This window comes from Oceanicaulis sp. UBA6590 (assembly GCF_002433705.1).
Taxonomy (GTDB): Bacteria; Pseudomonadota; Alphaproteobacteria; order Caulobacterales; family Maricaulaceae; genus Oceanicaulis.
This window is the reverse complement of sequence record NZ_DJIQ01000006.1, coordinates 116,884-129,098: the sequence shown is the minus strand read 5'-3', so window position 1 is coordinate 129,098 and position 12,215 is coordinate 116,884. Positions and strand designations below refer to the sequence as shown.

General features: G+C 65.8%; 12 protein-coding genes. 5 read left to right on the top strand and 7 right to left on the bottom strand.

The genetic code is table 11. The annotated features are described in order from the left end of the window. Positions 1-207, bottom strand: a 207-nt coding sequence (locus tag B2Z70_RS01865; protein WP_292980314.1) for a LysR family transcriptional regulator, incomplete at its 3' end; no start/stop codon positions are given. Between the two features lie 99 nt (positions 208-306). Here B2Z70_RS01865 and B2Z70_RS01860 point away from each other — a divergent pair. Beyond that, on the top strand, positions 307-714 hold the full coding sequence (locus B2Z70_RS01860; RefSeq protein WP_009803391.1) for a (R)-mandelonitrile lyase: 408 nt from the start codon (positions 307-309) through the stop codon (positions 712-714). 89 nt (positions 715-803) lie between these two features. After that, positions 804-1,859 carry an NAD(P)-dependent alcohol dehydrogenase gene (locus tag B2Z70_RS01855; protein ID WP_009803390.1) on the top strand — a complete coding sequence of 352 codons (1,056 nt, stop codon included), beginning with the start codon at positions 804-806 and terminating at the stop codon, positions 1,857-1,859. 75 nt (positions 1,860-1,934) lie between these two features. Here the strand turns inward: B2Z70_RS01855 and pyrC are convergent, their stop codons facing one another. Further along, the gene (gene pyrC / locus B2Z70_RS01850; RefSeq protein WP_040612785.1) at positions 1,935-2,978 is read right to left on the bottom strand and encodes a dihydroorotase; all 1,044 of its coding nucleotides are present in this window, start codon (positions 2,976-2,978) and stop codon (positions 1,935-1,937) included. Positions 2,979-3,113: 135 nt separating this feature from the next. Between pyrC and B2Z70_RS01845 the strand changes: the two genes are divergently transcribed. The 3 genes from B2Z70_RS01845 (at position 3,114) to B2Z70_RS01835 (ending at position 6,933) form a co-directional block, all read left to right on the top strand. Continuing rightward, positions 3,114-3,665, top strand: a complete 552-nt coding sequence (locus tag B2Z70_RS01845; protein WP_009803388.1) for a hypothetical protein — start codon at positions 3,114-3,116, stop codon at positions 3,663-3,665. Between the two features lie 72 nt (positions 3,666-3,737). Beyond that, a complete protein-coding gene (locus B2Z70_RS01840) occupies positions 3,738-4,310 on the top strand; it encodes a response regulator (RefSeq protein WP_009803387.1) in 573 nt (190 codons plus the stop codon). Positions 4,311-4,467: 157 nt separating this feature from the next. Beyond that, positions 4,468-6,933, top strand: a complete 2,466-nt coding sequence (locus tag B2Z70_RS01835; RefSeq protein ID WP_292980306.1) for an ATP-binding protein — start codon at positions 4,468-4,470, stop codon at positions 6,931-6,933. A gap of 34 nt (positions 6,934-6,967) precedes the next feature. Here B2Z70_RS01835 and B2Z70_RS01830 read toward each other — a convergent pair whose 3' ends face one another. From B2Z70_RS01830 to B2Z70_RS01810, 5 genes are all read right to left on the bottom strand, one after another. After that, positions 6,968-7,576: a periplasmic heavy metal sensor gene (locus B2Z70_RS01830; protein ID WP_292980303.1), complete on the bottom strand. Its 609-nt coding sequence runs from the start codon at positions 7,574-7,576 to the stop codon at positions 6,968-6,970. Next, on the bottom strand, positions 7,573-7,992 hold the full coding sequence (locus B2Z70_RS01825; protein WP_292980300.1) for a hypothetical protein: 420 nt from the start codon (positions 7,990-7,992) through the stop codon (positions 7,573-7,575). Before B2Z70_RS01825 ends, B2Z70_RS01830 begins: the two co-directional genes overlap by 4 nt. Next, positions 7,989-8,642, bottom strand: a complete 654-nt coding sequence (locus B2Z70_RS01820) for an RNA polymerase sigma factor (RefSeq protein WP_292980296.1) — start codon at positions 8,640-8,642, stop codon at positions 7,989-7,991. Before B2Z70_RS01820 ends, B2Z70_RS01825 begins: the two co-directional genes overlap by 4 nt. Before the next feature lie 22 nt (positions 8,643-8,664). Further along, complete coding sequence (locus B2Z70_RS01815) at positions 8,665-9,252, bottom strand: EF-hand domain-containing protein (protein WP_083783295.1); 588 nt, start codon at positions 9,250-9,252, stop codon at positions 8,665-8,667. Positions 9,253-9,326: 74 nt separating this feature from the next. After that, entirely contained in the window at positions 9,327-12,206 is a 2,880-nt protein-coding gene (locus tag B2Z70_RS01810) for a bifunctional [glutamine synthetase] adenylyltransferase/[glutamine synthetase]-adenylyl-L-tyrosine phosphorylase (protein WP_292980291.1), read from the bottom strand. Positions 12,207-12,215: the final 9 nt, after the last annotated feature.

Sequence of the window (12,215 nt, the reverse complement as noted above, 5' to 3'; positions counted from 1 at the left end):
CCCCGCCACCCGGCCCCCCGCCTCGGTCGGCGCGACATTCCGCGTGGTCCGGGTCAGAAGCCGGACGCCCAGCCGGTCTTCGAGCCGTCGCACCACCTGACTGACCGCTGATTGCGAGGTGCCCAGCCGCACCGCCGCCTTGGTGAAGCTGCGCGCTTCAGCCACGGCCAGAAAGGTCATCAGATCGGAGAGGTCTTCCCGTTTCATTCATATCAATTCCGAATAAGCCCTAATCAGCTTGATATACTAATCATATTTATCACAGTGGCTATATCTGGGCCTCATCACTCTGAGGCCGGATTGACCATGGAAATCATTCATCTTGAAGACCAACAGACCGTCCAGGGCCCGGCCGAGACCTTCAGCGGCCAGGTCCGGATCAGCGGCCTGTTCACAGCCCCCTCGCCCGCGGAATTGTCCACCGGAACGGTCACCTTTGAGCCTGGAGCCCGCACCCATTGGCACACCCACCCGCTGGGACAGTTGCTGATCGTCACGGACGGGGAAGGCTGGATCCAGATCGAGGGCCAGGCCCGTCAGGACATTCGCCAAGGCGACATGGTCTGGATCGAGCCTCACACCAACCATTGGCATGGCGCGCAAGACGACCGCTCCATGACCCATATCGCCATCCAGCAAGCCGAGAACGGCTCGCCCGTCCGCTGGGGCGCGGCCGTTTCTGACGCCGAATACGCGCCAGAGCAGAGCGAGTAAGCCTCGGCGTTACTTTATATCGCTTGCGATATAAGTACATCGTCCTACCTATGAGCCACAGCTCACAGCCAGTCTCAGGAGAGAGTTCCTTGAAAACCACCGGATACGCCGCCTACGCCCCGGACAAACCGCTCGCCCCCTATGATTTCGAGCGGCGCGAGCTGCGCAGCAATGATGTCGCCATCGAGATCCTGTACAGCGGTGTCTGCCATTCGGATCTGCACACCGCCCGCGGCGATTGGGGCCCCTACACGGCGCCGCTCGTGCCCGGCCACGAGATTGTGGGCAAGGTCATCGCGGTCGGTCCCGATGTCGAGCAATACGCGGTGGGCGACCATGTGGGCGTCGGCTGCATGGTGGATAGCTGCCAGGACTGCGACCAGTGCGATCATGGCGAGGAGCAATACTGCCGCAACGGCATGACCGCGACTTACGATTCCAAGGACCGCATCACCGGCGAGCCGACCCAGGGCGGTTATTCCAAGCATATCGTGGTGCGTGAAGAGTTCGTACTGGCCATGCCGGACGGGCTGGATATCTCACGCGCGGCGCCGCTGCTCTGCGCCGGCATCACCACCTACTCTCCGCTGCGCACCTGGAATGTGGGCCCGGGCAGCCGGGTCGGCGTCATCGGCATGGGCGGTCTGGGCCATATGGCGATCAAGCTCGCCATCGCCATGGGCGCGCATGTCACCGTGCTGAGCCGCTCACCGAGCAAGGAGAAGGACGCGCTGGAGCTGGGCGCGGACGCGGTTCTGATCTCCACCGACAAGGACGCGATGAAGGCGGCGCGCAACTCGCTCGACCTCATTATCGACACCGTGCCGGTCAAGCACGACGTCACCCCATACATGCCGCTTCTGGACATTGACGGCACGCTCGCGATTGTCGGCCAGGTCGGCCCGATGGAGGAGTTCATGACTCCTCCGGCCATCATGGGGCGTCGCCGGATCGCCGGCTCCCTGATCGGGGGCATCGCCGAAACCCAGGAAATGCTCGATTTCTGCGGCCGGATGAACATCCTGCCCGAAGTGGAGATGATCAAGATGGACGAGATCAACACCGCCTTTGACCGCATGGAAAAAGCCGATGTGCGCTATCGTTTCGTCATTGACATGAACAGCCTGGACGCGCCGGCCGCGTAAGCGCAGTCTCCGCTCAAACAAAAAGCCGCCTTGCAGTCTGCAGGGCGGCTTTTTCAAGGGCTCTAATTTGAGACTCTAGTCCTCAACGAGGCGCCAGCTCATCTTCTCGCCCGCATGGAAGGGCACGACCTTGATGTCGCCCGCTTCCAGAGCGGCGGGAATCTCGGTGGCCTGGCGCTTCAGGGTGATCGTTCCCTCATTGAGCGGCAGGCGATAGAAGGCCGGCCCGAACGCGCTGGCGAAGCCTTCGAGCTTGTCCAGAGCGCCCTCTTCCTCAAAGGTCTGGGCATAGCTCTCGATCGCCACCGGCGCGCTGAAAATGCCTGCGCAGCCGCAGGCGCTTTCCTTGGCGTGACGCTCATGGGGCGCGGTGTCGGTGCCAAGGAAGAATTTCGGGTTGCCGGACACCGCGGCCTTGCGCAGGGCCAGCTTGTGCAAACGACGCTTGGCCACGGGCAGACAATAGGCGTGCGGACGGATGCCGCCCACCAGCATGTCATTGCGGTCAATGCGCAAATGGTGCGCGGTGATCGTGGCGGCCAGGTTCTCGCCGCCCGCCTTCACGAACTCGACCGATTGCTCGGTTGTGATGTGCTCGAGCACCACGCGCAGGCCCGGCATGTCCTTGATGAGCGGGCCGAGAACCGTGTCCAGGAACACCGCCTCGCGGTCAAAGATGTCGATGTCGGGGCTGACCACTTCGCCATGCACCAGGAGCGGCATGCCCAGCTTTTCCATCCGTTCGAGCACCGGGCGGATATTGGCGATGTCGCTGACGCCATGGGCCGAGTTGGTCGTGGCGTTCTGCGGGTAAAGCTTGGCGGCGGTGAAGACGCCGTCCCTGAAGCCGCGTTCGATCTCGTCCGCGCTGATCGTATCGGTGAGATAGGCCGTCATCAGCGGGGTGAAGCCGCGTTCAGCCGGGACCGCCGCGTTGATCCGGTCGCGATAGGCGATCGCCTGATCCACCGTCGTCACCGGCGGGGTCAGGTTCGGCATCACGATGGCGCGGGCGAACTGGCGCGCAGTGAAATCGGCGACGAAGTCCAGCATTGCGCCGTCGCGCAGATGCACATGCCAGTCGTCGGGCTTGCGGAGGGTCAGCGTGTCCTGGGTCATGATCTGCGATGTACACAGGCTTTCCGCCCAGCGCAAACCCGTCCTGCGCCCGGGCCTGGAAGGGGTTTCGTAACCGTGTTGGTTAACCCGCTCTAGACCCTGTCCGGGTTAGGGTTTCGGGCAAGGGAGACCACGATGGCCAAAGCTGAATATCACAAGCACCAACGCGTCTACGTCAAACCGGTCGGCACCTGGGCGGTGATCGAGAAGGTCAAGCCGCACTGGGTGCGTGACGTCGAAGAGCCCGTAAAGATCGCCTATGATTGCGGACTGGGGCGCGATTTCACCGCCGACGAGCTGAGCGCCGAGGCGATCGAGGAGAACCCGGTCGGCAATTGGCGGCTCATGCGGGCCCGCAACAAATGGCAATCGGTCGAGGAATGCGCCCACCACCCCCAGCCGGGCACCTACCCGGTTGTGGTCACCGACAGCCAGAACTGGGGCGGATGGCGCGTTCCGGGCGCGGAGTATGATCGCGATCCGGGCCGCATCGAGCATCAGGCGCGCCTGATCGTGCACGCCCCCAGCCTGTTCGCCCTCGCCGAGCGCCTGATGAAATCCGCACAGGAGGACCCGGACGCCTCCACCCAGACCATCACTCTGGCGAAAACCGCCGCTGACCTCATCCGCGCGGTGAACGCACGGCCGGACGACATGCAGCAAAAGTCTGAAGGCACATTGGATTAACTACACGGCAATGGCATTCGACCTAGATTGAACCCGAGTCAGATTTGAGCCCTGAGCGAACGGAGCCGCGGCATGACGCCCCGCATGGGCAATGTGAACACCCTGATCATCGACGATAATGCTCACATGATCAGCATTATCCGTTCGATGCTGCTCGGTTTCGGCATTTCCAGGACCCATGAATCGCGCGACGCCGTCGAAGCGTTCGAAATGGTGCGCCACGAACCGATCGACCTGATCATCGTCGATTACCAGATGCCGCTGCTGGACGGGCTGGAATTCATCCAGATGGTCCGTCGCGGCGCGGACATGAAGAACCCGTTCGTGCCGATCATCCTTCTCACCGCACATACCGAACGCTCGCGCATCATGGCCGCCCGCGACGCCGGCGTGACCGAGATCTGCGCCAAGCCCGTCACGGCGCGCCAGATGTGGGAAAAGATCGTGGCGGTGGTCAACAATCCGCGCCCCTTCGTGAAGACCGCGAACTATCTGGGTCCGGACCGGCGCCGCAAGCGCGAGGAATACAACGGCCCTGAACGCCGGTCGGTGACCACGGAAAAACCCTCTGACAACGCCAATCCGGCGGACGCCGAGATGGTTGACGACAATGATCAGGACGCCATCGACAAGCTGATGGCTTAAGGCTTACAGCCGCTCTTAACCCGGCATTTACGGCGCTGGACGAACGCCCGCGGAACACCTTAGTTTGCCAAGGATGATTCGTGTCGGCCAACAGACCGCGCGCGACGCCAAAAGCGATCGCTCTCCCGTTTCGGCCGAGACCGAAGCGAAGGGATCCTTGTGGCCCACGACGCTGGCCGTCATCGCCTTCTCTCTCGTCTTCGGCTGCGTGATCCTGGTCAAGCTGCACCAGGAATGGACCGCCGCGCGTGCGGAGGCCGAGGCCTCCCAGGCCCGCACGGCCGCCTTTATCGCCGAACGCGTCTCGGGACGACTGTCCGAAGTGCGCGGCGCGCTCGCCATGGCCGCCTCCCAGCTTGAAGTGATGAGCCCTGCGAGTCTGGACGCCGGCGCCCAGGCCGGCCTCGACAATCTGATCGAGGCCCCTTGGGTGGACGCCGCCGCCCTCCTGACCCCCGACGGACGCCTGATTGCGTCGGGCGAAGCTGATCCAGACGCCCTGCGCGAGGCGGCGAACGCTGCGCTGTTGTCCACCTCCGGGCTCGCCGCCCGCCCGGGTCAGACGCCCTCTCTGGTGATCACGGCGCCCGCGCCGCTGGCCGACGGCTCCGTGGGCGCCCTGATCGCCAGCCTCACGCCCCAGGCCCTGCTGCCGCGCTGGAACCGGGACGAGGTCGCCATGCTCACCGATGCGGAAGGCCGCCTGCTGGCGCTCAATCCCGACACCCCCTTCACCGGCGCGCCCTATGCGGCCGAACGACTGGGCCTTGATCCGGAGGCGGTCTCGGATATGTCGCGCAATGGCGGCGCCATGCGCGGCGCGCATCTGGGCGAGGACGCCCGCATCCTGGGCGCCGCGGCGATCAATGGCGCACCACTGCAGGCGCTGAGCCTGGGGCCGGACGGCATTGACCGTCAGGCCTGGAACAGCACGCTGCTTTTCCACCTGCTCCTGTTTCTGGCGCCGCTCGGGACCGCAGGCGCCCTGTCGATCGTCCTGCGCAACCAGATGGGACGGCTGGGCGACACCCAGGCGCGCCTGCATGACTCCGAAGGGCGTTTGCACCTCGCCATCGAGGGCGCGCGCTGCGGGGTCTGGGACTGGGATCTCGACACCGATGAAGTGGTGCTGACCGATTCCTTCGCCCAGCTGATCGGGCGCGCGCGGGGGGAATCCCTGTCCGGCCCCGAGCTTCTCCTGCTGCTGGGCAAGGAAGACCGCCCCAAGGTGCGGGCGGCCCTGCGAGGCGCCGCCAACGCCCAGGACGTGGATCTGGAAGTGCGCGCCGCAGGCCTGCCGGTCTGGCTGCAACTGCGCGGGCGTCTCCTGCCGCATACGCGCCGGATCATTGGCGTCGCCATCGACATCACCGAGCGCAAGGGCGCCCAGGCGCGCGTGGCGGCGGCGGAATCGCGTCTCCGCGCGGCGCTTGAATCCATGAGCGAGAGTTTCGTGCTGTGGGATGCGCGCGGACGGCTGGTGCTATGGAACCGCAAGTTCCGGGACTTCTTCGGCTTCAACGAACCCGATCTGCGCATCGGGTCGAGCTATGAACAGGTGGAGGCGGCGGCGGCGCGCGCCATCAAGGCGGCCCATGCCTCCGAGGACGGCCAGGACGACTATGATCTCGAGCTCAATGACGGGCGCTGGATCCACTACGCCGAACGCCGCACCGCCGATGGCGGTCTCGTCAGCGTGGGCGCGGACATCACCGCCCTGAAGGACCAGCAGCGCGCCCTCAAGGACAATGACCGCGAGATGCGCCGCACGGTGGAAAACCTGCGTCGCTCCCAGGAGCGCGTGCAGGAGCTGGCCGCCAATTACGAGCAGGAGAAGATCCGGGCCGAGGAAGCCAACCGCTCGAAATCGGAATTCCTCGCAAACATGAGCCATGAGCTGCGCACGCCGCTCAACGCCATCAATGGATTCTCCGAAATCATGGCGGGCGAGATGTTCGGCCCGCTCGGCCATGAGCGCTATCAGGACTATGTGCGCGACATTCTCAGCTCCGGCCAGCACCTGCTGTCGCTGATCAACGACATTCTGGACATGTCCAAGATCGAGGCCGGCAAGATGCAGCTGCAGCCCGAGCCTCTCATGCCCGCGGAGGTGATCGAGCAGTGTGTGCGGATCATGCGCGCCCGCGCCGAGGAGAAGTCGATCGAGCTGACGGTGGAAGGTTCCGAGCTGCCCGAGATCACCGCCGATCCGCGCGCGCTCAAGCAGGTGATCCTGAACCTGATGTCGAACGCGGTGAAGTTCACGCCTGAAGGCGGCAAGGTGAAGCTGCGCGGCTTCCAGGCTGCAGACGGGGTGGTGCTGCAGGTGTCAGACACCGGCATCGGGATTTCCGAAGATGATTTGCAGCGGGTCGGCCGGCCGTTCGAGCAGATCGAGAGCCAGCATTCGAAAAAGCATCAGGGCTCCGGCCTTGGCCTTGCCCTGTCCAAATCGCTCATCGAAATGCATGGCGGCGCCCTGCGGATCGATTCCCGCCTTGGCGAAGGCACCACCGTCTCCTTCACCCTGCCCGCCGAGCCCATTGTGGCGGATGCGGGCCCAGCGCCCAGGCCCTCCGGGCAAGCTGCTCAGACCGATGAGAGCCTGAGCGCAGAGGCCTGAGCCTTTCGCGCCTCTGCCCGGCCGCCTGCGGTTTCTAGAACAGATCCGGCGCTTGCGGACCGGAGGGCGGCTCGTGACGCGGCCCGTCCTCGGATCCCGCCCGAGGATGATCAGGGCGCGCCTCTTCATCCTCTCGCCGATCCTCATGGTCCCGGTCACGCTCCCGACGCTCATGGTCATGACGGCGGGTCAGGGCGCGATCAAAGGCGTCCCGACGCACATCCGCCGGCAGGATGCCCGCCGCGTCGAGAATAAGCGCTTCGGTGCGCTGCTCCAGTCGGGCGCGCGCTTCGCGCGCTTCGCTCAGGGCCTGAGCGGCGGCTTCGGGGTCATAGGGCTCGGTCGTCAGCACGGCGCGCACGGCGCGTCGCTTGTCGCCCAGATCACGCATCAGGGCGTAGACCTCGTCACGCGAGCCCGCCATGTGTTCGAACAGCTCACGGCGATATTCCTCGGGCACGGCCCGGAAGAAGCTGCGCGGCTCGAACCCCTTCACGCTTGCGGCGTTCTCCGCGTCCGCCCGGATCGAGGCGCGCGACGGCCCATCATCATGGAACCAGCGATGGGCGCTCGAACCGATCAGCAATCCGTTCAGCAGGACAGAGACCAGCAGCAAGGCAATCCAGATATTGATCCGGTTCATGAGCCATCCTCAAACAGGGTTTCCGTCTCCGAGAGAACGGAGAAGGCATTGGCGTACAAGGCGTCGTGATTGGTCGGGGTGTTCATCTGGGCGCCCAGCCAGCCCGTCCCCGCGCCGCACATCAGCGCAATGGCGGCTGCGATGCCCGCCCAGCGCGGCGGGGCGAAGGCGCGACGAATTCCCGACGCCGCAATCGTTTCGTAAAGCGCGGGAGCCGGCGGCGCGGTGACGTCGAGATCCAGCAACGCATCCAGCGCCGCAGCCTCGTCCAGCAGGGCCTGGGCCAGCTCCGGCTCGGCGCTCAGGAAAGCCTGCGCCCGGGCCTGCTCATCGCTCGGCCAGCGCGACAGCTCGCCGCCAAAGGCATCCGCCAGTTCACTAAACCGGTCCGGTTTCATCGTGTGCATCTCGCTCATATCTCTTTCCCCGATCCGTGCAATCCTGCTGCGTCCGCGATCAGCTCGTCCCGGTCCGCCGCCAGCTTGGCCTTCAAGGCCCGACGCGCCCGCGCGAGCAGGGATTCCAGCGCTTCCACGCTGACCTCCATGATCTGGGCGGCCTCGATATTGGTATGGTCCTGAAAATGGCACAATTGCAGCGCCAGCTTCTGGCGTTCCGGCAGCTCGGCGACCGCCAATCTCACCCGGCTCAGCGCATCCTCGCCGGTCAGACGGCTTTCCGCGCTTGCGGCGCCATCCATCTGCTCGGGCGCATCCTCGCTGATCTGACTCTCGCGCTTCTTGCGCAAGCGGTCATAACAGGCGTTCATGGCGATCCGCGTCACCCAGGTTTCGAGCCGGGCCTTGTCCGGATCATAAAGCGCGATCTTGCGCCAGACCTTCACAAAGGTCTCCTGCGCCACATCCTCGGCCTCGTCCCGATCCCCCAGAAGGCGCACCGCCACGCCGTGAACGCGCGGCAGGCATCTCTGCGTCAGCGCCCGGATGGCGCCGGCGTCGCCCTGGGCGACGCCCTCTGCCAGCCGGGCGTCCGCGGCGCGCGCCTCCTCGCCCCCGCCCGTCCGGCGAGGGGAACCGTCTATGACCTTGAGGACGGGGCGGGACACGCGCGCAGCCTTCCTGGGACGCCTAGTTGCGCCACCAGGGCGTGCGGCGCTCTTCGCGACGCTCCGCCCGGGCCTGCATCATGGCGTCCAGCTCATCGGGGGTGACGGCGCCATCCGAATTCGCATCCAGTCGATCGAACATGCGCGAAGAACCCGTCATGAACTCGGCCGAGGAAATCCGGCCATCCTGGTCAGCATCAAAGCCCCGGCCTTCGCCCCGGCGGCCCTCACGACGACGCTCCCGGCGATCCGCTCGCTCCTCGCCATCGTCCTCGCGCGCCTGACGGCGGTCATCGCGCAGCGCCATCATGCGAAGCTGCATCGGGGATGCATCCGCCTCGTCCAAGAAGCCGTCGCCATTGCGGTCGCGATAGGCGAATTCCTCGGTTTGCAGCTGCTCGACTTCGGCGCGGGTCACGGTGTTGTCACCATTGAGATCCGCCACTTCCAGCATGCGCAGGCCATTCATGCCGCCATGCCCGCGGCCGGGACCGCGATCATGATGGCCATGGCCGCGCGCGCCCGGTCCGTCAAAGCCCGTCGGCTGGGCCAGGGCGGCGCCCGAACCCAGAACGATCATCGCTGCAGCAGCGCTCAGAAGTCTCTTCATCGTACCAATCTCCTGTATCGGAGCGGGGTCTTGTTTTCTCCCTCGCTCATACCCTTGGTACGGGTAAGGACATCCTAATCCGTCGCGCGGAATCTGACAGGCCCGATGGTGCGGTCGAAGATGCCGCGTACGGTCCGCGCACACTCATCCAGCCGGTCGGCCGTGCAGGCGAGATCCTCGCAATGCGCCGCCAGGCAGATCCGCCTTGCGAAGGGTTCACTGGCTTTCTCTGGATCAAAGTCCGCGCCATGGGCGGCGCGCAGGATTTGCGTGAGATCGCCATAAAGCTCATGCGCGTCCTGCAGCGCCCGGGCGTCTCCCGGCTGGAGCCAGCCCGATCGGGCCAGATGTGCGATCGCACCGGCCGTATCCGCGCCCAGCCGTTCGCGCTGAACCAGCTGGCCGGTCTGGGCGATGAACTCGATATCGATCAACCCGCCTGGCCTGAGCTTGAGATCCCAGAACGAGCGCGCAGGCCGATCACGTTCAAGCCGCGCCCGCATGTCCGCGGCGTCCTCGCACAGCATCGTCGCCGGTCCGGCGGCGCGGATGACGGCGTTGATGGCGTCATCGAGCTTGCCGGCGAGGCCGCCCTCCACAACGATGCGAGCGCGGGTCAGCGCCATGCGCTCCCAGGTCCAGGCTTCCGAAGTCTGATAATACTCCTCGAACCGCGACAGGCTCACCGCGGCAGGGCCTGCGGATCCGGACGGTCTCAGCGCCAGATCCACCTCATAGAGCTCCCCCTCCTCGGTCGGCGCGGACAGCGCCGAGACCAGACGCTGGGTGAAGCGGATGAACCAGGTCTGCGCCACCAGCGGACGCTTGCCGTCCGATTGTTCGGCATGGGGCTCATACACCAGCATGATGTCGAGATCGGACGTTGCGCTCAGCTCGCGCCCCCCCAGCTTGCCCAGGCCCAGCACCGCCCAGTCGCCGGGCGGCGGACCGTGGCGGGCAGTCATCTCGCGCACCGCCGCCTGCGCCATGGCGGCGAGCGAGGCGTCTGCGAGATCGGCATAGGCCTGACCGGCGTCCTGGGCGCGCGCCCGCCCCAGCAGAAGCTGTCCGCCAATGCGCAGCTTCTCCTCACGCGCAAGACGACGGGCGGCGTTCAGCGCCTGCTCGTAATCCATGGCCTCGAGCCCTGCGAAGCGCTCGACGCGATAGGCGGGCGGATCTTCGCTCAAGGGGCGCGCGAAGGCCGGGTCCAGCAAGGTGTCCAGAAGCGCCGGTCGCCGGGCGAGGGTTTCCGCCAGACGCGGGGCAAGACCCAGCATGGCGATCAGCTCGCGCGCCAGTTCAGGCTGATTGACCAGCAGGGAGAGCGGCTGCACCCCGCTCGGCAGGCCCTCAAAAAAGGTGGAAAAACGGGTGAAGGCGGCGTCAGGATCTCCCGTGGCCGAGAGCGCCTCGATCAGCCGTGGCGCAAAGCGCGAGAAGAGGCGCCGGGCCCGTTCGGTGCGCGCCGCCCGCGCTCGACCCGCCGCCCAGCCCGCCAGCCGCTCCCAGACCCTGTCAGGATCTGAAAAGCCCAGCCGGTCCAGCGTCTCGCGGGTATCCGGCGTGGGCTCGACGCCGGTCAGCACCAGACTGCCCGCTTCGGTGGCGAGGCTCTCCCCCTCCCCGAACTGGGCCGAGAAGGCCGCATGGACAGCGCCAAACAGCGCGGTCATCCGGGCGTCAAAGTCCGTGAGGTCATCAGAGCCCGAGAGCGCCGCCACGGCCCGGCGGGCATCGTCATGAAGAGGCAGGGTCTGGGTCTGCTCATCCTCGAGCATCTGGATGCGGTGCTCCACATCGCGCAACGCGATGTAATAGGCGGTCAGGGCTTCAGCCTCTTCGGATTCAATGAGGTCATGGGCGGCCAGAGCCGCCAGCGCATCCACCGTGCCCGGGGCCCGAACCGCCGGCATGCGCCCGCCGAAGACGAGCTGCAGGCACTGGGCGTAGAACTCGATCTCTCGAATGCCGCCGCGCCCCAGCTTCACATCATGGCCCGCCGCGCGCACTTCGGCGCGCTTGCCCACGGCCTGGATCTGCTTGGCGAGGGATCGGATATCCTCCACCGCCGCGAAATCCATGGTCCGCCGCCAGATGAAGGGGTTGAGGTCTTTCAGGAACCCCTCGCCCGCCGACCGGTCACCCGCGCACACCCGCGCCTTGGCGTAGGCCGCCCGCTCCCAGTTCTGGCCCACCGCCTCGAAATAATGCCGGGCCATGTTGGCGCTGACGGCGACAGGGGTGGAGCCGGGATCGGGGCGCAGGCGCAGATCGACGCGGAAGACATACCCGTCCGCCGTCACGTCCTGCATGATATTGCTGAGCTTCTGGGCGATTCGCGAGAACAGCTTGAGCGGATCCTTGCCCTCGGGCGCCTCGATGATCTCCGGCTCATAGGCGATGACAAGATCAATGTCGGAGGAGAAATTCAGGCTGCGCGTGCCGTGCTTGCCCAGGGTCAGCACGAAATAGCCCGGCATGGGATTGAGCGGATCGCTCACCTCGACGCCATGGCTGCGCACGGCGCAGGCGAGGCTCGCCTGCACGGCGGCGTCGGCAAAGTCCGTCAGCGCCGCCATCACCTCTTTCAGGCTGAACGCGCCGGCAAGGTCCGCCAACGCGGTGACCAGATGCAGGTCGAGCTTGGCCCGACGTAGCACCGCCATCACCTCGTCTTCGTCCTCAAGGGACGCCGCCTCCCGCGCCGTTTCGCACAAATGCTCAATCAGGTCTTCAGGGCTGGTCGTAGCGAGTTTCAGAAGCGTATCCGGGCGCCGCACGGCCGTGCGCGCCAGATAGGGCGCGGCGGCGAACACGCTGTCGAGAAACGCCGCCCCCTCGCCCCAGGCGTCAAACACCGCCGCGCCAATACGCTCCCGCGCGCGCCTGGCGCGGTCGGGCGCGATATTGGGCAGGTTCTTGGTGATGCGGTCTTTGAGGGGCGCAGTCATGGGCAAAGG

Bases quoted from the DNA above. Each gene is read 5' to 3' on its own strand.
- B2Z70_RS01860 (WP_009803391.1), top strand. From the start codon at position 307: ATGGAAATCATTCATCTTGAAGACCAACAGACCGTCCAGGGCCCGGCC.
- pyrC (WP_040612785.1), bottom strand. From the start codon at position 2,978: ATGACCCAGGACACGCTGACCCTCCGCAAGCCCGACGACTGGCATGTG.
- B2Z70_RS01845 (WP_009803388.1), top strand. From the start codon at position 3,114: ATGGCCAAAGCTGAATATCACAAGCACCAACGCGTCTACGTCAAACCG.
- B2Z70_RS01840 (WP_009803387.1), top strand. From the start codon at position 3,738: ATGACGCCCCGCATGGGCAATGTGAACACCCTGATCATCGACGATAAT.
- B2Z70_RS01830 (WP_292980303.1), bottom strand. From the start codon at position 7,576: ATGAACCGGATCAATATCTGGATTGCCTTGCTGCTGGTCTCTGTCCTG.
- B2Z70_RS01825 (WP_292980300.1), bottom strand. From the start codon at position 7,992: ATGAGCGAGATGCACACGATGAAACCGGACCGGTTTAGTGAACTGGCG.
- B2Z70_RS01815 (WP_083783295.1), bottom strand. From the start codon at position 9,252: ATGAAGAGACTTCTGAGCGCTGCTGCAGCGATGATCGTTCTGGGTTCG.
- B2Z70_RS01810 (WP_292980291.1), bottom strand. From the start codon at position 12,206: ATGACTGCGCCCCTCAAAGACCGCATCACCAAGAACCTGCCCAATATC.